The organism is Streptomyces hygroscopicus (genome assembly GCF_026168105.1).
Taxonomy (GTDB): Bacteria; Actinomycetota; Actinomycetes; order Streptomycetales; family Streptomycetaceae; genus Streptomyces; species Streptomyces hygroscopicus_D.
This window is the reverse complement of record NZ_LBMW01000044.1, coordinates 41,646-60,597: the sequence shown is the minus strand read 5'-3', so window position 1 is coordinate 60,597 and position 18,952 is coordinate 41,646. Positions and strand designations below refer to the sequence as shown.

At 71.7% G+C, this 18,952-nt stretch carries 16 protein-coding genes; 14 read left to right on the top strand and 2 right to left on the bottom strand.

Annotation, left to right across the window (positions count from 1 at the left end):
• The first annotated feature begins 72 nt into the window (after positions 1–72).
• The 4 genes from AAW14_RS31125 (at position 73) to AAW14_RS31110 (ending at position 4,298) form a co-directional block, all read left to right on the top strand.
• Entirely contained in the window at positions 73–1,179 is a 1,107-nt protein-coding gene (locus AAW14_RS31125; RefSeq protein ID WP_265567768.1) for an LLM class flavin-dependent oxidoreductase, read from the top strand.
• Positions 1,176–1,853: an FMN reductase gene (locus AAW14_RS31120; RefSeq protein ID WP_265567767.1), complete on the top strand. Its 678-nt coding sequence runs from the start codon at positions 1,176–1,178 to the stop codon at positions 1,851–1,853. The genes AAW14_RS31125 and AAW14_RS31120 overlap by 4 nt, the downstream gene beginning before the upstream one ends.
• A 172-nt stretch (positions 1,854–2,025) precedes the next feature.
• Complete coding sequence (locus AAW14_RS31115) at positions 2,026–2,736, top strand: response regulator transcription factor (protein WP_265567766.1); 711 nt, start codon at positions 2,026–2,028, stop codon at positions 2,734–2,736.
• A gap of 53 nt (positions 2,737–2,789) precedes the next feature.
• A complete protein-coding gene (locus AAW14_RS31110) occupies positions 2,790–4,298 on the top strand; it encodes an ATP-binding protein (protein ID WP_416223402.1) in 1,509 nt (502 codons plus the stop codon).
• A 46-nt stretch (positions 4,299–4,344) separates the two neighbouring features.
• Here AAW14_RS31110 and AAW14_RS31105 read toward each other — a convergent pair whose 3' ends face one another.
• Together AAW14_RS31105 and AAW14_RS31100 are read right to left on the bottom strand one after the other, a co-directional pair.
• Positions 4,345–6,297, bottom strand: a complete 1,953-nt coding sequence (locus AAW14_RS31105) for an amino acid transporter (protein WP_265567765.1) — start codon at positions 6,295–6,297, stop codon at positions 4,345–4,347.
• Between the two features lie 518 nt (positions 6,298–6,815).
• Positions 6,816–7,148 (bottom strand): hypothetical protein, encoded by a 333-nt coding sequence (locus AAW14_RS31100; protein WP_265567764.1) that lies wholly within the window; start codon positions 7,146–7,148, stop codon positions 6,816–6,818.
• On the opposite strand from AAW14_RS31100, the gene AAW14_RS31095 reads away from it, so the two are divergent.
• The 10 genes from AAW14_RS31095 (at position 7,138) to AAW14_RS31050 (ending at position 18,817) form a co-directional block, all read left to right on the top strand.
• Positions 7,138–7,422 (top strand): hypothetical protein, encoded by a 285-nt coding sequence (locus AAW14_RS31095; protein ID WP_265567763.1) that lies wholly within the window; start codon positions 7,138–7,140, stop codon positions 7,420–7,422. The genes AAW14_RS31100 and AAW14_RS31095 overlap by 11 nt on opposite strands.
• 265 nt (positions 7,423–7,687) lie before the next feature.
• Positions 7,688–7,939: a hypothetical protein gene (locus AAW14_RS31090; protein ID WP_265567762.1), complete on the top strand. Its 252-nt coding sequence runs from the start codon at positions 7,688–7,690 to the stop codon at positions 7,937–7,939.
• Complete coding sequence (locus AAW14_RS31085; protein ID WP_265567761.1) at positions 7,939–10,194, top strand: heavy metal translocating P-type ATPase; 2,256 nt, start codon at positions 7,939–7,941, stop codon at positions 10,192–10,194. Before AAW14_RS31090 ends, AAW14_RS31085 begins: the two co-directional genes overlap by 1 nt.
• The gene (locus AAW14_RS31080) at positions 10,191–10,751 is read left to right on the top strand and encodes a copper chaperone PCu(A)C (RefSeq protein WP_265567760.1); all 561 of its coding nucleotides are present in this window, start codon (positions 10,191–10,193) and stop codon (positions 10,749–10,751) included. The genes AAW14_RS31085 and AAW14_RS31080 overlap by 4 nt, the downstream gene beginning before the upstream one ends.
• A gap of 114 nt (positions 10,752–10,865) precedes the next feature.
• Complete coding sequence (locus tag AAW14_RS31075; RefSeq protein ID WP_265567759.1) at positions 10,866–11,951, top strand: ABC transporter substrate-binding protein; 1,086 nt, start codon at positions 10,866–10,868, stop codon at positions 11,949–11,951.
• 2 nt (positions 11,952–11,953) lie between these two features.
• On the top strand, positions 11,954–13,045 hold the full coding sequence (locus AAW14_RS31070) for a FecCD family ABC transporter permease (RefSeq protein ID WP_265567758.1): 1,092 nt from the start codon (positions 11,954–11,956) through the stop codon (positions 13,043–13,045).
• A complete protein-coding gene (locus AAW14_RS31065) occupies positions 13,042–13,857 on the top strand; it encodes an ABC transporter ATP-binding protein (protein ID WP_265567757.1) in 816 nt (271 codons plus the stop codon). The genes AAW14_RS31070 and AAW14_RS31065 overlap by 4 nt, the downstream gene beginning before the upstream one ends.
• A 140-nt stretch (positions 13,858–13,997) precedes the next feature.
• On the top strand, positions 13,998–15,446 hold the full coding sequence (locus AAW14_RS31060; RefSeq protein WP_265567756.1) for an MFS transporter: 1,449 nt from the start codon (positions 13,998–14,000) through the stop codon (positions 15,444–15,446).
• 16 nt (positions 15,447–15,462) lie between these two features.
• Complete coding sequence (asnB, locus tag AAW14_RS31055; RefSeq protein ID WP_265567755.1) at positions 15,463–17,289, top strand: asparagine synthase (glutamine-hydrolyzing); 1,827 nt, start codon at positions 15,463–15,465, stop codon at positions 17,287–17,289.
• Positions 17,290–17,299: 10 nt separating this feature from the next.
• Positions 17,300–18,817 (top strand): cytochrome P450, encoded by a 1,518-nt coding sequence (locus tag AAW14_RS31050; RefSeq protein WP_265567754.1) that lies wholly within the window; start codon positions 17,300–17,302, stop codon positions 18,815–18,817.
• Positions 18,818–18,952 lie beyond the last annotated feature (135 nt).

Sequence of the window (18,952 nt, the reverse complement as noted above, 5' to 3'; positions counted from 1 at the left end):
GGAATAGTGGGGGAGGCGGGATCGTTTGGCGGTGTAGTTGAATCGTAAACAAATCGGAGGGTGTGAGCCAGCATGCAGTTCGGGATCTTCAGCGTCGGTGATGTGACCCCGGACCCGACCACGGGCCGGACGCCGACGGAGCACGAGCGGATCAAGGCCATGGTCGCCGTCGCGTTGAAGGCCGAGGAGGCCGGGCTGGACGTCTTCGCGACCGGCGAGCACCACAACCCGCCGTTCGTGCCGTCCTCGCCGACCACGATGCTCGGCTACATAGCCGCGCGGACCGAGAAGCTGATCCTGTCCACCTCCACCACCCTCATCACCACCAACGACCCGGTGAAGATCGCCGAGGACTTCGCGATGCTCCAGCATCTCGCGGACGGCAGGGTTGACCTGATGATGGGGCGCGGCAACACCGGGCCGGTCTACCCCTGGTTCGGGCAGGACATCCGGCAGGGCATCAACCTCGCCATCGAGAACTACGCGCTGCTGCACCGGCTGTGGCGCGAGGAAGTGGTCGACTGGGAAGGGCGCTTCCGCAGCCCGCTGCAGGGCTTCACGGCCACACCGCGTCCGCTGGACGGCGTGCCCCCGTTCGTCTGGCACGGCTCCATCCGCTCCCCGGAGATCGCCGAGCAGGCCGCGTACTACGGCGACGGCTTCTTCCACAACAACATCTTCTGGCCCGCCGAGCACACCAAGCGCATGGTCGAGCTGTACCGGGAGCGCTACGCCCACTACGGGCACGGCACGCCCGAGCAGGCGATCGTGGGCCTGGGCGGGCAGGTGTTCATGCGGAGGAACTCCCAGGACGCGGTGCGCGAGTTCCGGCCGTACTTCGACAACGCGCCGGTGTACGGGCACGGGCCGTCCCTGGAGGACTTCACCGACCAGACCCCGCTGACCGTCGGCTCGCCGCAGCAGGTGATCGAGAAGACCCTGTCCTTCCGCGAGTACGCCGGTGACTACCAGCGCCAGCTGTTCCTGATGGACCACGCCGGGCTGCCGCTGAAGACCGTCCTCGAGCAGATCGACCTGCTCGGCGAGGAGGTCGTACCGGTGCTGCGCGAGGAGTTCGCCAGGGCCCGCCCGGCGGGGGCGCCTCAGGCGCCGACGCACGCCTCCCTGCTCGCCGCGAAGGCTGCCGGGGAACCCGAGGAAGAGGTGACCGCCGTATGAAGCTCGTCGTCGTCTCGGCGGGGCTGAGCGTTCCGTCCTCCACGCGCCTGCTGGCCGACCGGCTGGCCGCCGCCGTGGACCGGCGGACGCCCGTCGGTATCGAGGTCGTCGAGCTGCGCGACCTCGCCGTGGAGATCGCGCACGCCTTCACCAGCGGCTTCCCCGGGCAGGCCCTCTCCGCAGCGCTGGACGCCGTGACGGAGGCCGACGGGCTGATCGTGGTCACGCCGGTGTTCACCGCCTCGTACAGCGGTCTGTTCAAGTCGTTCTTCGACGTGCTCGACAAGGACGCGCTCGCGGGCAGGCCGGTCCTGATCGCGGCGACGGGCGGGACCGAACGGCACTCGCTGGTCCTCGACCACGCCCTGCGTCCCCTCTTCTCCCACCTGCGGGCCGTGGTCGTCCCGACCGGTGTGTACGCGGCGTCCGAGGACTGGGGTGCCGAGGGTCTTCCCGAGCGCATCGAACGTGCGGCGGAGGAACTGGCGGGGCTGATGGCGGCGGGCCTCCGGTCCGGCACGGACCCGTCGGCTTCCCTGGCCCCGGCGGGCTCCCGCGCGAAGGTGCCGTCCCGCGGTGCGACCGGCTCGCCGCCGGCCGGTGGCGGCGCGGCGGGCTCGCACGGTTTCCGGGTGATCCCCTTCGAGGAGCAGCTCGCCGCGCTGCGGAAGTAGCGGGTGTCCCACGCCCCCCGACGGCGCGGGACACCCGCCCCGTGACATAGCCGACAGACGGCCCCTACCAGGTAAGTCGTCGCGCGCGGAGCGGTGAGAGGCGGGTAAGAAGCCCCTGAGCCCTCCGTCCCACCAGGTGGTGCGCCGCCGCGATCTTGGCAGACTGGGGGGCGTGACCCAGACAGTACTGCTCGCCGAGGACGACCGCGCCATCCGTCATGCCCTGGAACGAGCGCTGACGCTGGAGGGTTACGAGGTGAACGCCGTGGCCGACGGGGTGGAGGCCCTGGCCCAGGCTCATCGGACCCAGCCCGACGTGCTCGTTCTCGATGTGATGATGCCCGGCATCGACGGCCTGCAGGTGTGCCGCGTACTCAGGGCGGAGGGCGACCGCACACCGATCCTGATGCTCACCGCGCTCGTCGAGACCGCCGACCGGATCGCGGGCCTGGACGCGGGCGCCGACGACTACGTCCTGAAGCCGTTCGACGTCGAGGAGGTCTTCGCGCGGCTACGGGCCCTGCTGCGCCGCACCAACGGTGCCTCCTTCGACGCACCCAAGGAGGAGGAGAAGATCCCTAGCGGCCAGGTGTCCGTCGCCGGACTGCGCATGGACGTGCAGGCTCGCCGCGCCTGGCGCGGCGAGCGCGAGCTGGAACTCACCCGCACCGAGTTCGACCTGCTGGAACTGCTCGCCCGCAACGCCGGCATCGTCCTCGACCACGCCACCATCTACGACCGCATCTGGGGGTACGACTTCGGCCCCGGATCCAAGAACCTCGCCGTCTACGTGGGCTATCTGCGGCGCAAGCTCGACGAGCCGGGTGCCCCGGCGCTGATCCACACGGTGCGCGGCGTGGGGTATGTCCTGAGGGAGGACTAGTGCCCCAAGCACCGCGTCCGGGCAGCGACTCCGAAGCCTGGTTCGGGCTGCGCCTGTGGCGGCGGCTCCCGGCCGGGCTGCGCCGTCGGCTGCGGCTGCGGGCCCGGCTGCGGCGGATCTCGTCGCTGCGGACCACCTTCACCGTGTCGTTCGCGGCGGTGGCCGCGGGTGTCACCGTCCTCGTCGGTTTTCTGAGCTACAACGCCGCCGCCCGCCTGGTGCGCGTGGACCAGCAGACGGTGTTCGCCCAGGTCGTGGCCGACCTACGGGACCAGGTCAGCACGAAGCAGCTGATGCCGGACGACTTCGCGATGTCCGACAAGGACCACGACACCCCGCGCGACGACATCATCCGGCCCAGCCGCACGGTCGTGCAGGTGCTGGGTCCCGGCGGGGTGGTCGTCGACCACTCCAACCCGCCGCTGCCGGTCGGTGCCGACGACCGGCACATCGCCGAGGTCGCCAGGGCGGGCAAGCTGGTGGAGCACAAGAGCGTCAACGTCGGCGCCGACGTCTACCGGGTCGCGACCGTCGGGCTCGGCAACGGCCAGGGCGCGGTGCAGGTGGCCCAGGAGCTCAGCAGCACCGAGGACCTGCTGCGCAGCCTGCAGCAGCGCACGGCCCTGCTGATGGGCGCGGTGGTGATAGCGGCCGGGCTGTTCGGCTGGTGGCTGGCGCGGCGGATCACCCGGCGGCTGGTGCGGCTGGCCGGGGCCGCCGAGGACGTGGCGCGCACCCGGCGGCTCGGCATCCAGGTGCCGGTCACGGGTAACGACGAGGTGGCCCGGCTCGGCCGTTCCTTCGACCGTATGCTCGGGCGCCTGGCCCAGTCCGAGGAGGACCAGCGGCGCCTGGTGCAGGACGCGGGCCATGAACTCCGTACGCCGCTGACGTCCCTGCGGACGAACATCTCGCTGCTGCGCCGGATCGACGAGCTGCCGCCCGCCGCGCGCGAGGAACTGGTCGCCGACCTGGCCCAGGAGTCGCGGGAGCTCACCGACCTGGTCAACGAGCTGGTGGACCTGGCGGCCGGGCAGTCGGACACGGAAGCGGTGCAGCAGGTGACGCTCGCGGACATCGCGGAGGAAGCGGCGACGATCGCCCGCCGCCGCACGGGCCGCGAGATCGTCGTCCGTGTCACCGGCGACACCACGGTCGACGGACGCGTGACGGCGCTGCAGCGCGCGGTGTCCAACCTGGTGGAGAACGCGGCGAAGTTCGACCGCGAGGGCAAGGAGCCCATCGAGATCGCCGTCACGGGCCCCGCGGACCAGCCCGAGCCGGAGGACTCCGAGGAGCCGGACACAGGGCCGGTGCTCGGCAGCGTGCGGGTGGAGGTGCTGGACCGCGGGCCCGGCATCGACGAGGGCGACATGATGCGCATCTTCGACCGCTTCTACCGCGCCGCGGACGCCAGGAGCCTGCCCGGCTCGGGCCTTGGCCTGTCGATCGTGCGGGAGGTGGCCACGTCGCACGGCGGGGCGCCGTTCACGTACCGGCGCGAGGGCGGCGGGGCGGTCATCGGGTTCACCGTGGGAGGAACGCAGGCCTGGGACGAGTGACCGGGGCATGGCCTCCGGGGCTGGCGCCGGAAGCCGTGGCCCCTCGTCAGCCGACGTGGACGCGCGGCCGTCGCGCGCGGTCGGGTTCGGCCTCGCGCAGCACCTCCCGTGTCACGGGTGCCACCTCGCCCTGGCCGAAGAGGAAGAAGCGCAGGAAATTCGCGAACGGGTTGCCCTCGGTCCACTCGAAGTAGATGTGCGGGATGCGGTCGGTGGTGTCGCGGACGTGCAGAAGCAGGGCCGCCAGGGCGTTGGGGATGGATGTCGAATCCAGGCTGAGCACCCGGTAGCGGTCGTGCAGCACCTCGCCGCGCACGGTCAGGCTCGACTCGAACTCGGACGGGTCACCCACGGTCACCTCCACGAAGACGAAGTCCTCCTGCGGGGGGAGCTCGTTGTCGGCCCGGATCTGCTCGATCTTCTCGCGGTACTCGGTGATGTCCCGGTTGTCGGGCTCGTTGGCGATGAAACGGATGCGGCGGCTGGCGATGTCCCGCACGAACCGTTCCGCCAGGTCGTCCATGGACACGCTGGTCACGCGCAGTTCGAAGGCACGGGCCAGCCGCGACAGCAGCGAGACGAGGATGATGCCGGCGATGAAGCAGGCGCCGATCTTCACACCGTCCGGCCGCTCGATCACGTTGGCCACGGTCGTGTACAGGAACACGGTGGCGATCGCGGAGAAAGCGATCATCCAGCGCCGCTGTCGCGCCTTGCGGGCAGCGATGGTCACCGCGATCGCCGCGGAGCTGATCACCACGAGCACGCCGGTGGCGTAGGCGCCGCCCTGGGCGTCGACGTTGGCGTCGAAGATCCAGGTGACGAGGAAGGCGATCAGCGTGAAGACGATGACCATGGGGCGCACGGCGCGGGCCCATTGCGGGGCCATGCCGTAGCGGGGCAGGTAGCGGGGCATCAGGTTGAGCAGCCCGGCCATCGCGGAGGCGCCCGCGAACCACAGGATCGCGATCGTCGAGCCGTCGTAGACGGTCCCGAAGGCGCCCCCCAGGTACTGGTGCGCCAGATACGCCAGCGCGCGGCCGTTGGCCGGGCCGCCCGGTTTGAAGTCCGGCGCCGGGATCAGCAGGGTGGTGATGAAGCTGGTGGCGATCAGGAAGACGCTCATGATGACCGCCGCGGTGGTCAGCAGCTTCTTCGTGTCCCGGATACGGCCCGTGGGCCGCTCCTCGGTGTCACCGGGGTCGCCCTGCACATGCGGCATGACGGCGACACCGGTCTCGAAGCCCGACAGACCGAGCGCCAGCTTCGGGAAGACGATCAGTGCCACACCGATCATCACGAAGACATTGCCGTGCTCGGCGGTCAGCGCGCCGGTCCAGTCGGTGATCACGTGCTCGGCGGTGATCACATGCCACAGGCCCACCACCACGACGACGGCGTTCAGTGCCAGATAGATGCCGACCAGGGCGACCGCGACACCGATGGCCTCCAGGAAGCCCTTGAGGAAGACCGCACCGAGGAGGGCGACCAGCAGCAGGGTGATCGGCATCTGGTACCCGTGCAGGGCGCCGGTCAGGTGCGGGTTCTCCACCAGGTGGGTGGAGGCGTCGGCGGCGGAGAGGGTGATGGTGATCAGGAAGTCGGTGGCGGCGAAGCCGAGCAGGGTCAGGACGAACAACTTGCCCTGCCAGAAGGACAGCAGCCGCTCCAGCATGGCGATGGAGCCCTCGCCGTGAGGGCTCTCCTCGGCGACGCGCCGGTAGACCGGCAGGGCGCCGGCCAGGGTGACGATCACCAGGACGATGGTGGCGATCGGGGAGAGCAGTCCGGCGGCCAGGGCGGCGATGCCGGGCTGGTAGCCGAGGGTGGAGAAGTAGTCGACACCGGTCAGGCACATCACCCGCCACCAGCGCTGTCCCTTGTGCGGGGGCTCGGGCTCCGCGTACGGGCCCTGGAGGGCGCCCTTGCCCATGTCGGACAGCCCCTCCAGCATCCACGCCCGCAACCGGCTCGGCCGGGCATGCTCCGTGGCGGCCATCGACGCTCCTGGCATACGGCTGTGCGAACGGTTCCGGCCATTGAGGAGACCGCGCTACCAGCGTAGGCAGTGAGTGATCCGCGGGCCTGCGGACGGCGCCGGATGGCGGCACTCGGCGCCGGGCGGAAGGGGGCGAGGGCCACCCCGTCCGTGAGGTCGCGACCGTGGCGCGCACGCTCGCGCACCGCGAACGGTCGGAACGGGCCGGAAAGCCGTGACGACGAAGGTAAGAAGTGGGTAACGCGGTTACTCTCCCACCTGCCTCGATCACGGAGAGTGGCGATTCTCCCCTTCTTCCCGTTGCTGCAATCCAGTGACAACCGGGTCGCCGCCCGGTCGGCTCCATGGAAGCCTCGGAGGTGCGCGCGCAGTGGGGGATCCGTCAGTGGGGGATCTGTCGTAGCACAGGAGACAAACGTGAAATCCTCACTCCGCACACGCTCCGCTCGTGCGACCGCTGCTGGTGCCCTCTCCGTCGCGCTGCTGACGAGTGGCGCGGCAGGGGCGGTCGCCGCCACCTACCCGTCGCCCAGCGGCTCGAAGCCCGTGAGCCCGGCCCCGAACCTGTCGACGGCGCCCAGCGCGCAGACGATGTCGAGCGGCATGCCGATGACGTCGGACGTGCCGAAGACGGCGAGCTCGGCGCCCGCCATGCCGAAGGCGTCGCGCTCGTCGGCCCCGGTGAGGCCGAAGGCTGCGAAGACGGCGAGCTCGATGCCCACGGCGAAGCCGAAGAAGACCCTCCCGGCGATGCCGATGCCCAACGGGTCGATGACCGCGGCCCCGTCGGCGATGCCCCCCATGAAGAGCCAGGGGAAGGGCTCGCCCAATGAGAACGTCGTGAAGGCCACGGCGGACTCGATCTCCATCACGCCCAACAGGACGACGATCAAGGCGGGCGACACGGTGACGTTCACGGGTCGTACCAAGGGCCTGAGGATAGGCAGCACGGTGGTGCTGGAGCGCTACAACGGCAAGAACTGGGTGGCGCTGAAGGCGACCACGGTCGTCAAGAAGGGCAGCAGTTACTCGCTGCACACCACGCTCACCACCAAGGGGGCGACGAAGCTCCGGGTGACCGTCGGCAAGACGGTGTCTGCGCCGGTCACGGTGACGGTGCAGTAGCGACGGTGATGGTGACGGTCAGGTACTAGCCGTATAGCCGTACGACGGTGACGTACTGGCCGTACGATCCACACCCCAGTGAGGGCCGGCCCGGTCAGGGCCGGCCCTCACGCCCGTCCGGCGGCGCGGCGCACGGGCGCGGTCACCTCTCGTGTGACACGGGCCACATATCTTGTCCGGAACTCGGCCCTCTCCGGTCCCGACTCCTGAAGCGTTACGGGTCGATCCGAACGACGCCGTACGACGTGATCAGGAGACGCGGTTGATGGACGAGTCCCGGCAATCCGCCTCCGGCGCGGGCACGCTGCTGCGGAAGCCGATGCCGCCGCCTGCGCTGTGCGGCTTCCTCCTGCTGCTGGTGCTGATCTTCGCGGTGTCGTACGCCGTCGGTGCCGCCGCGGGTCCGGTCGCGCCCGGCATGCACGGCACCGGCACGAGCCGTAGCGGAAGCGGCATCGACGGCGGCGGCGACGGAGGCATGGACGACATGGGGGCCATGCACGGGGGAGGCCGCTGATGGGCACGGAACCCATGGTCGCCCTGGTGACGACGGATCTGACCGTCGGCGGGATGACCTGCGCGGCGTGTGTGAAGCGGGTCGAGAAGAAGCTCGGCAGGCTGGACGGGGTCACGGCGACCGTCAATCTGGCCACCGGGCGGGCCCGGGTGAGCCACCCGCCGCGGATCAGCCCCGAGGAACTCGTCGAGACCGTCGAGCAGGCCGGGTACACGGCCGCGCTCCCCGAGCCGCCCAGGAAGCGGCAGAGCGAGGACGGCGACGAGGCCGTGGGCGCTCGGCAGGAGCGGGACCGGCTGCTGGTCACGGCGCTGCTCGCGGCCCCGGTCCTCGTGCTGTCCATGGTGCCCGGCCTGCAGTTCCGCAACTGGCAGTGGCTGTGCTTCCTGCTGGCCGCGCCGGTCGCCGTATGGGGTGCGTGGCCGTTCCACCTGCGGGCGGTACGCGGGCTGCGGCACTCGGCGGCGACCATGGACACCCTGGTGTCGCTGGGTGTGGTGGCCTCTTTCTCCTGGTCGGCGTACGCGCTCTTCCTCGGCGGTGCCGGGGAGCCCGGGATGCGGATGCCGTTCACTCTCGTCCCCTCCGCCTCGGACGGCGCCGCGCACATCTATCTCGAAGCGGCCGTCGGCGTACCGCTGTTCGTGCTGGCGGGGCGGTTCCTGGAGGCGCGTGCCCGGCGCGGGACCGGGGCGGCGCTCAGGTCGCTGGCCCAACTCGCGGCGAAGGAGGTGGCGGTCCGCGAAGGCGACTGCGAACGGCTTGTCCCCATCGAACGGTTGAGCGTTGGGCAGGTCTTCGTCGTGCGCCCGGGTGAGCGGGTCGCCACCGACGGCACGGTGGCGGAAGGCAGTTCCGCCGTGGACCTGTCCCTGGTCACCGGCGAGAGCGAGCCGGTCGAGGTCGGGCCGGGCTCCGCCGTGGTCGGCGGGGCCGTCAACGCCGGCGGGTTGCTCCTCGTCAGGGCCACGGCCGTCGGCGCCGACACTCAGCTCGCCCGGATCACCCAGCTGGTGACCGAGGCACAGTCCGGCAAGGCGCGGGCGCAGCGGCTGGCCGACTCGGTGGCCGGTGTCTTCGTACCGGTCGTGCTGGCGCTGGCGGTCACGGCCCTCGGGTTCTGGCTGGGCGCCGGAGCCGATCCGCAGGCGGCGATCACCGCGTGCGTGGCCGTGCTCGTCGTCGCCTGCCCCTGCGCGCTGGGCCTGGCCACGCCCACCGCGCTGATGGCCGCCACCGGCCGGGGCGCCCAACTGGGCGTCCTCGTCAGCGGTCCGCAGGCCCTGGAGGGGCTGCAGCACCTCGACACCGTCGTGCTCGACAAGACCGGCACGCTCACCTCGGGGCACATGAGCGTCGCCCGGGTCACGGCCGTCCCCGGCGGGCTCGGCAAGGAGGCCGTGCTGCGGCTGGCGGGGGCGGTCGAGCAGGGCTCGGAGCATCCGCTGGGCCGCGCGATCACCGCGTACGCCCGGCGGGAGCTGCCCGAGCGGCGGCTGCCGGATGTGAGCGAGTTCGTTGCCCTGCCGGGGCGCGGTGTGCGGGGCCGGACCGAGGGCCGGCTGGTGGAAGTCCTTGCCCCGGACGAGGAGTTGCCCTCCGCCCTGACGGACGCCCTGCCGGTGGCCGAGGCCGCCGCCCACACCCCGGTCCTGGTCCGGGTGGACGGGGCGGCCGAGGCCCTGATCGAGGTGGGGGACGTCGTACGCCCTGGAAGCTACCGGGCAGTGGACCGGCTTCGGCGCCTCGGCGTGCGCCCGGTGCTCGCCACCGGCGACCGTGAGGCACCCGCCCGCGCCGTCGCGTCGGCCCTGGGCATCGATGAGACGCACTCCCGCTGCACACCGGAGGACAAGGCCGACCTCGTACGGGACCTGCAGGAGCAGGGCTGCCGGGTCGCGGTCATCGGCGACGGTGTCAATGACGCCGCCGCCCTCGCCGGTGCCGACCTCGGCATCGCCATGGGCAGCGGCACGGACGTGGCCATCGGAGCCGCCGACGTGACGTTGGTGCGCGGCGACATCGAGGCGTTGGCCGACGCGGTCCGGCTGGCCCGGCGCACCTTGGGCACCATCCGCGCCAACCTCCTCTGGGCGTTCGGCTACAACGTCGTGACCGTGCCGCTGGCCATGGTCGGTCTGCTCAACCCGATGCTCGCCGCGGCGGCGATGTCGGTGAGCTCACTGATCGTGGTCGGCAACAGCCTGCGGCTGCGGGCCTGGCAGCCCTCGCCCGTCCGCGGGGGCGGCCGATGACCGAACGGCACCCCTGGCGCCCGACCCGCCGCCGCCTCACCGACGCCCTGCTCGCCGCGCTCGCGCCCGTCCTCGGGTGCAGTGTCGCCCTGGGCGGCCTGACGACCTGGGTCGGAGCCGGCAAGGCGGGCAGTCCGGCCCGGATCGCCGTCTCGTCCGGGCGGGTTCTCCTGCCGTACGGCGAGAGTACGGAGACCGCCGCGTTCTTCGACATCTCCAATCTCGGCGGCGCGGACGACCGACTGGTCGGGGTGACCTCCTCCGCCACCGGTGGCGAGATCGCCCTCAGCCGTCACCGGAACACCGGTGGCGGAGCCGCCCACAAGGACAGCGTGGCCTCGGTGACCGTTCCGGCGGGCGGTGAGCTGTCCATGTCGCCGCACGGCCTGAACGTGACAGTGGGGGTACCCCCTGCTCGGGCGAAGTCCGGAGCTCGCGGGAGTGCCGGAGCGGGGTGGCAGGCGGGCGACCTCGTGTCGTTCACGCTGCACTTCGAACGCAGCGGGGCGATCCGGACCATCGCGGTGGTGATCCGGCCGAGCGACCGCGCCGGGTGAGGCCGGACTGCCGAGACTTTCGCAAGTGGCGGGAACTGGGGGTGTGTTCGCCCCGACTACTGGACCGGGTGACGGAGGTTCGCCCGTGTACCGAGTGGAACCTGGAGATTGTCGATGCGTTCTCGAGTGTGGGGCGGCACGGCGGCCGTCGTACTCGGCTGTCTGCTGGCAACGGGCTGCGGCGGCGGGGCCGGCGGGGGTACGGACACGGCGGACGGGAGCGCCGGGAAGTCCGGTGACGCCGTCTCCGGCAGCTACCCGGTGAGCGTCACCGACTGCACGGGCGCCAGAACCACCTTCTCCGCCGCCCCGAAGAAGATCGTCACCAGTAACTCCTCCAGCCTGGAACTGCTGCTCCGGCTCGGCGCCGCTGACAAGGTGGCCGGCACCGGCTTCCCGCCCGGCAGGGGAACACTGCCCGGCGCGCTCGACACGGAGGCACGGAAGGTCAAGGTGCTCAGCCAGAGCGTGATCCCCAAGGAGAAGCTCCTCGGCTCCGGCGCCGACCTCTACATCGACACCTTCGCCTCCATGGGCGGCATGGGCGGCGGGATGGGAGACGCGCCGACCACGGAGGAGTTCAAGGCGGCCGGGATCAAGCACATCTACCTCAAATCCACCGCCTGCGCCGCGCAGAGCAGGAGCCCCGTCACCGACCTGTCCGCCGTCGAGGCCGACATCACCTCCCTCGGCGCCGTCACCGGCACGAGCACCAAGGCGAAGGAGCTCGTCGCCGGGATGCGGGAGAAGGTGGACGCCGTCCGGAAGGCGGTCGGCGGTACGGCGGAGAGCAAGCGCCCGACGTACTTCTTCTTCGACTACGACGCCGGTACCAAGCAGCCCACTGTGACCTGCAACCGCCAGATCGCCAACGCCGTGTTCGCCCTGGCCGGCGTCCGCAACGTCTTCGCCGACTGTGATGGCGACCACAAGCAGGTCGGCTGGGAAGAGGTGATCGCCAAGAACCCGGACTGGATTCAGCTCGCGGTCCGCAACCGGGGCAGCGAGGCAGCGAACAAGAAGGCGTTCGACGAGGCCGAGCAGTGGCTGAAGTCCAACCCGGCAACCAAGGGCCTGAAGGCGGTCAGGGAGGGTCACTTGCTGCGCATCGGCTCCGAACAGACCACCATCGCCGGGGTGGAGAACGCCGACACCGTCACGGAGATCGCCAAGAGCGTCCACCCGGGCAAGGTCGGTTAGCCGTGCTGTCCACACTGTCCGCACGGTCGGCGTCTCGCCGAAAGTCCGCGGGCGAGGGCCGGGAGGCGCGCGGTCTGCCCGCGGGGCCGACGGCCGTGGTCCTGGGCGTGGCGCTGCTGGCCGCGCTGACGGCGGCCGTGGCCTGGGGCTCGACGTCCATCCCGCCCGGCGAGGTGTGGAGCGTGGTGTGGCGGCGGCTCTCCGGCGAGGCGCCACGCCCCGGCACGGACGATCTGATCGTCTGGCAACTACGCGTTCCCCGCGCCGTGCTGGCCGCACTCGTCGGCGCCGGCCTCGGTGTCGTCGGCACGGCCGTGCAGGCCCTGGTGCGCAACCCGCTGGCCGACCCGTACCTGCTGGGCATCTCCAACGGTGCCTCGCTCGGCGCGGTCGCCGCGATCGTGCTCGGACTCGGCGCGGGCGGTGCGCTGGGCCTCGGCCTGTCCGGCGCGGCCTTCGCCGGGGCCCTGGCCACGTTTGCGGTGGTGTGGGCGGTGGCCCGGCGGGGCGGGGGCTTCGCCCCGCTGCGGCTGGTGCTGGCTGGGGTGGCGATCGGCCAGTTCCTGTCCGGCTTCACCAGCTACCTGGTGCTCCAGGCCGGCGACGAGCAGCAGACCCACAGCGTGCTGTTCTGGCTCATGGGCAGCCTCGGCGGAGCGAACTGGCAGTTGCTGGCGGTCCCCGCGGTGGCCGTTCCCGTGACCCTCTTGTGGCTCCAGGCACGCGCCCGGGGACTGAACGCGCTGCTCATGGGCGACGAGACAGCCGCGGGGCTCGGCATCGACGTCACTCGCCTGCGCCGCGAACTGTTCACCGTCACCAGCGTGCTGACCGGCGTCCTGGTCGCGGTGTCCGGCGCGATCGCCTTCGTGGCGTTGATGGTGCCGCACGCCTGCCGCCTGATCGTGGGCGGCGACCACCGACGGCTCCTGCCCGTCTCCGCGCTGTTCGGCGCGCTGCTGCTGGTGGTCGTCGACATCGTCTGCCGTACGGCGATGGACACCCAGGAGCTGCCGGTCGGCGTGGTCACCTCGCTCATCGGGGCCCCGGCCCTGCTGTACCTGCTCGATCGGCGTCCGGGGAGCGGCAGTTGAGGATCGAGATCGAGGACCTGCACGTCGCCTACGCGGGCCGTACGGTCGTGGCGGGCGCCCATCTGGTCGCCGCGGAGGGCGAGATCACCGGCCTGGTCGGGCCGAACGGCAGCGGCAAGTCCACCCTCCTGCGCACCGTCTACCGTCACCTCAGGCCCTCCGCCGGGCGGGTGCTGCTGGACGGTACCGATCTGCGCGAGCTGACTCCGGTGAAGTCCGCGCGGCACGTGGCCGCCCTGCCGCAGGAGCGGGGGAGCGACTTCGAGCTGACCGTGCAGGAGGTCGTCGCCATGGGCCGTACGCCGTACAAGCGGGCCTTCGCCGGCGAGCACGCCACCGACCGCGACATCGTCACGAAGGCACTGGCCGACGTCGGCATGGAGACGGCGGCCGGGCGCCGGTTCACGGCCCTGTCCGGCGGCGAACGCCAACGCATCCTGCTTGCCCGGGCGTTCGCCCAGAAGCCGGACGTCCTGGTCCTCGACGAACCCACCAACCACCTCGACATCCGCCATCAGGTCGACCTGCTCGCCCTCCTGCGCAGCCAGCGCCGTACGACTCTCGTCTCGCTCCACGACCTCAACGCGGCTGCCTCCGTCTGCGACCGGCTGCACGTCCTGCACGACGGTGCCGTGGTCGCCTCCGGCCGACCGCGCGACGTCCTCACTCCCGAACTGATGGCCGAGGTCTTCGGCGTGCGGGCGGCCGTGGTCGACCACCCCCTCACCGGCGATCCGCTCATCGCCTTCGACCACCGGGCACCCGGCGACGCGGAGCCGGCCCCGGCGATGGAGACGCGCACCGGCGGATGAGGACAGCGGGGCGGGACGCCGGTCGCGGCCCGCCCCCAGCCGATTTTGTGGGTGGTTACGGGAACTCACCCCCGTTTCCCTCCGACTTGTGGGACGGGACTGCCACCCGGCAGCCCACCGCGACGATGAGGGGCGGAAGGGTGACACACCGCGGTTCCGGCTCGGAGCAGCCCGGTCACATACCCGTCGGTGAGGACCGCCGGCTGCTGGTGGCCGTGGCGGGCCTGCTGGCGTTCGTGGCCATGCTCGACATGAACATCGTCAATGTGGCTCTGGCGGACATCGCCGACGGACTGCACGTTTCCGCCGCGACCGCCCAGTGGGCGGTGCTGGGCTACCAACTTTCCGTCGTCGCCCTGCTGTTGCCGGTCGGGCGGTGGCTGGACGGGGCGGGGATGCGCCCCGCCGTGCTGGCGGCGACCGCGGGCTTCGGCCTGTGCAGTGCGCTCGCGGCAGCGGCGCCCTGGGCGGCCTGGCTGATCGCCGCCCGCTTTGCGCAGGGCGCTTTCGGAGCAATGCTGTTCGTGCTGATGCCGGTGCTCGCGATGCGTTCGGTACGGCCGGAGCTTCGGGCGCGGGCGATGAGCGTGCCGGCGACCCTGGGCCCACTGGGCGCGGTGACGGGACCGGCCGTGGGCGGACTGCTGCTGGATCACTTCGGCTGGCCCTCCGTCTTCCTCGTCAAGATCCCCTTCTGCCTGCTCGCCCTGATCGTCGCGTGGAAGGCGATGCCGCAGGACGGGCGGCTGCGGCTGCCCGACCGGCGATCGCTGGCGGATGCGCTGCTGGTGGCCACCGGAGCGGCGGGGCTGCTGCTGGCGCTGACCCTGGCGTCGGACGACCCGGGCCGGCTGGTGTTCGCGGTCGCCGCCGTTCCGCCACTGTGTTGGTGGCTGCGGGGCCCGGGCGGACGTCCGGTGTCCGGCGTGCTGCGGGTCCCGGGACTGCTACGGGCGCACGGGGCGATCCTGGCCCTCGCGGCCGGATTCGCCGCCATGCACTACGTCGTCGCCCTGCACCTCCAGCGTGACGACGGCATCAGTGCCACGACGACCGGGCTCACGGTCCTCGCCTTCCCGCTCGGCATGGCCCTGGCCGGGCCCCTCGGCGGGCGTCTGGCCGACCTCCTCCAGGCACCGGCCTCCCCTCGGGCAGGGGGCACCCCCTTCGGGGCGCGAGCGGTCGCGGCCACGGGAGCCGCCCTGACCGCGGCCGGACTGCTTCTGCTCATCCCGCTCAGTAACGGCTGGACGCCGTGGGACGTGGCCTGGCGGCTGGCACTGGCCGGGGTCGGCATGGGCCTGAACGGCGGTCCGACCCAGGCGCTGGTGATGGGCGCCGCCCCGCCGGACCGGACCGCCAGCGTCGGCTCCACGGTGCAGCTCACCCGCAGCCTCGGCTTCGCCCTCGGCCCCGCCCTGGCCACCGCGGCCTGGGGCTTTGCCGGGCCCGGCAACGGCGTACACGCCGGGCTCGCCCTGGCCGCCACCGCCGCCTGCCTCGCCGTACCCCTGCTCACTCTGCCCGGCCGGCGCCCGGCCGCCGTACTCGACAAGACCACCGACGCGGCGCCCGCCGCCCAACCCTGAGCAAGGAGTCACCCGTATGTGCGGAATCACCGGCTGGGCGTCCTTCAACCGCGACGCCCGCACCCGGGTCCCCGTCATCGAGGCCATGACCGCCACCCTCACCCCCCGCGGTCCCGACGCCGGCGGAGTCTGGCTCGGCGAGCGCGCCGCCATCGGCCACCGCCGCCTCGCTGTCATCGACCCGGTCGGCGGCGTGCAGCCGATGACGGACCGGCCCGACGAGCCGGCCGTCGTGCTCAGCTACAGCGGCGAGGTCTACAACCACCACGAGCTGAGGGTCGAGCTGCGCGGCCGAGGGCATGCCTTCCGCACGCGCAGCGACACGGAGGTGGTGCTGCGCGCGTACGCCCAGTGGGGCGAGGATCTCGCCGACCACCTGGAAGGCATGTTCGCCTTCGCCGTCTGGGACGAGCGTGCCCGGCGGCTGCTGCTGGTGCGCGACCGGCTCGGCGTCAAACCGCTGTTCTGGGCGGCCGTCGACGGCGGTCTGGCCTTCGCCTCCGAGCCAAAGGCGCTTTTCGCTCACCCGGAGATCCGGCCGCGGGTGGACACCGACGGGCTGCGGGAGGCGTACAGCCTGCTCTTCAACACCGGGCCGACCGTGTGGACCGGAGTTCGGGAGGTCGAGCCCGGCGGGCTGCTCGTGCTGGACCGGGCCGGGATCCGCGAGCGCCGCTACTGGCAGCTGGAGGCCTCGCCCCACGACGACGGCCAGCAGGCAACGGTGGAGAGGATCCGCGAGCTGGTCGGTACGGCGGCCCGCAGCCAGCTGGAGGCAGACGTCCCCGTGTGCAGCCTCCTGTCCGGCGGCATCGACTCCACCGTCCTGACCGCCCTGCTCGCCGACGAACTCCGGCTGCGCGAAGGTCCCGACGCCCGCATCCGCTCCTACGCCGTCGACTACAGCGACCAGGCCGAGCAGTTCACCGGCGACGTCCTGCGCACCGGCCACGACACACCGTACGCCGCCGAAGCGGGCGCTTTCATCGGCACCGACCACAGCACGGTCGTACTCGATCCGCACGCCCTGCTCGATCCCGGGCACCGGAAGGCGGTCGTCATCGCCCGGGACTCGCCGATCGGCGTCGGCGACATGGACACCTCGCTCCACCTGCTCTTCGGCGAGATCCGCCGGCACTCCGCCGTCGCCCTTTCCGGCGAGGCCGCCGACGAGGTGTTCGGCGGCTACCCCTGGTTCCACAACCCGAGGGCCCTGGCGGCGGAGACCTTCCCCTGGCTGCTGGTGACCGGCGACGAGGCCGCCATGCCCCTGAACCCGGAACTCGACCTGCGCATCGCCGAGTTCCGCGACGACACCTACCGCAGCGCACTGGCCGCCGTACCGCACCTGGACGGCGAGAGTCCCGCCGAGCACCGGCAGCGCGAGATGCAACACCTGTCCCTGACGCGCTGGCTGCGCCAGCTTCTGCACCGCAAGGACCGGCTGAGCATGGCCCACGGCCTCGAGGTCCGCGTCCCGTACTGCGACCACCGCCTCGTCGAGTACGCCTTCACCATCCCTTGGGCGATGAAGAGCTTCGACGGCCGGGAGAAGAGCCTGCTGCGCGCCACGGGCGCCGGACTCGCGCCCGACTCGGTGCTGTACCGCCCCAAGAACCACTACCCGGCCACCCACCACCCCGACTACAACCGCGGCCTGCAGAACATGGCGCGCGACGCCCTGGCAGCCGAGCAGGTCCGAGCCCTCGCCGACGAGACCCGCATCAAGCCCTGCCTCGACACCCCGTCCGACCAACTGGAGTGGGGCCACCGCCTGCGCCTCGAACGCGTCGTCGACCTCGCCCTGTGGCTGGACCACTACCAGCCCGAAATCGCCCTCTGAGGAGCCCCGCATGACCATCCAGGAACCCCTGCCGGCCATGGAGCCGGATGCCCGGCCCGAGCCCCGTCCCGAGTCCTTGCTCGAGTCCCGTCCGGAGTCGTTGCCCGAGTCCCGTCCCGAGTCCTTGCTCGAGCCCCGTCCGGAGTCGTTGCCCGAGTCCCGTCCCGAGTCCTTGCTCGAGCCCCGTCCGGAGTCGTTGCCCGAGTCCCGTCCGGAGTCGTTGCCCGAGTCCTTGCCCGCCCCGGTCCTGCTGACGGGCTGCCCCTACAAGGCCGACCCCTACCCCCTGTACGAGCAGATGCGGGAGGCCGGCCCGGTGCACCGGGTGCTCTTCCCCAGCGGCGTACAAGCCTGGCTCGTCACCGGCTACGACGCCGCGCACTCCGCCCTGAACGACGACCGCCTCGGCAAGGACCACGACCGGGGCAACGACCGCTGGCGGGCCCGGGCCTCGATCATGCCGGAGCCGCAGCACTCCCAGCTCCAGGTCCACCTCCTGCACCAGGACCCGCCGAAGCACACCCGCATGCGGCGCCTCGTCACCGACGCCTTCACGCCGCGCCGCATCGAGCAGCTCCGGCCCCGCTTCCAGGAACTGGCCGACGCCGCCGTCGACGACCTCCCCGAGACCGGCCCGGCCGACCTCGTCACCGGCTTCGCCGCCCACTTCCCCTTCCAGGTCCTCGCCGAAGTCATCGGCCTACCGCAGGATCTCGCGGCCCGCTTCGACCGCGACTGGGGCAAGGTGGTCCAGCCGGTCGGCCCCACCGACCCCGGACGCCCGCTGTACGAGCACCGGTTGCACGGCCTGCAGAGCTACATAGCCGAGGTCGTCGCCCACAAGCGCGAACACTGGGACGACGACCTGCTCAGTCGCCTCGTCGTGGCCCGCGATCGCCGCGAACTGTCCCACGAAGAGCTGGACTCGATGATTTTCCAGCTCCTCGTGGCAGGCCAGGAACCGGTCACCAACCAGATCGCCACGGCCCTGATCGCCCTGTTCCGCCACGAGGACCAGCTGGCCCGCCTGCGCGACAACCCGGACCTGCTGCCGGGCGCCGTCGAAGAACTCCTGCGCTACGACAGCGCCTTCGAGCTGACCACCTGGCGCTTCTTCGACAAGGACAGCGACCTGCACGGAACCGAGGTCCCGGCAGGTGACTCGGTGATCGTCTCCCTGTGCGCCGCCAACCGTGACCCGCGCCGCTTCTCCGATCCCGACATCCTCGACTTCGACCGCAGCCCCAACCCCCACCTCGCCTTCGGCCACGGCATCCACTTCTGTCCCGGTGCAGCGCTCGCCCGCGCCGAACTCCAGATCGCCCTCGGCACCCTCCTCGCCCGCCTGCCCGGCCTGCACCTGGCCATCGAAGACGAGGACATCGAGTGGATCCCGGCCGTCCTCGGCCGCGGCACCGGCCACCTGCCGGTGGGCTATGACCGACGTCTGCGAGCCGGGTTCCCAGCCGTCTTCGGCCGCGGCCGCGGTACCGGCCACCCGCCAGTGGGCCATGAGCGACGCCTCTGACCTCGGCTCCGGCCGACCGGCCCGGCCGCACCGCCCGCACCGGCCGCGCTACCCGCACCGGCCCGTCGGCCCGCTGATCCAAGGCCCGCCGATCCACTACAGCTGATCCACGCCCACACCCCACCGGCGCCTGGC

Coding starts and splice junctions, on each gene's coding strand:
- AAW14_RS31125 (WP_265567768.1), top strand. CDS start 73: ATGCAGTTCGGGATCTTCAGCGTCGGTGATGTGACCCCGGACCCGACC.
- AAW14_RS31120 (WP_265567767.1), top strand. CDS start 1,176: ATGAAGCTCGTCGTCGTCTCGGCGGGGCTGAGCGTTCCGTCCTCCACG.
- AAW14_RS31105 (WP_265567765.1), bottom strand. CDS start 6,297: ATGGCCGCCACGGAGCATGCCCGGCCGAGCCGGTTGCGGGCGTGGATG.
- AAW14_RS31090 (WP_265567762.1), top strand. CDS start 7,688: ATGGACGAGTCCCGGCAATCCGCCTCCGGCGCGGGCACGCTGCTGCGG.
- AAW14_RS31085 (WP_265567761.1), top strand. CDS start 7,939: ATGGGCACGGAACCCATGGTCGCCCTGGTGACGACGGATCTGACCGTC.
- AAW14_RS31080 (WP_265567760.1), top strand. CDS start 10,191: ATGACCGAACGGCACCCCTGGCGCCCGACCCGCCGCCGCCTCACCGAC.
- AAW14_RS31075 (WP_265567759.1), top strand. CDS start 10,866: ATGCGTTCTCGAGTGTGGGGCGGCACGGCGGCCGTCGTACTCGGCTGT.
- asnB (WP_265567755.1), top strand. CDS start 15,463: ATGTGCGGAATCACCGGCTGGGCGTCCTTCAACCGCGACGCCCGCACC.
- AAW14_RS31050 (WP_265567754.1), top strand. CDS start 17,300: ATGACCATCCAGGAACCCCTGCCGGCCATGGAGCCGGATGCCCGGCCC.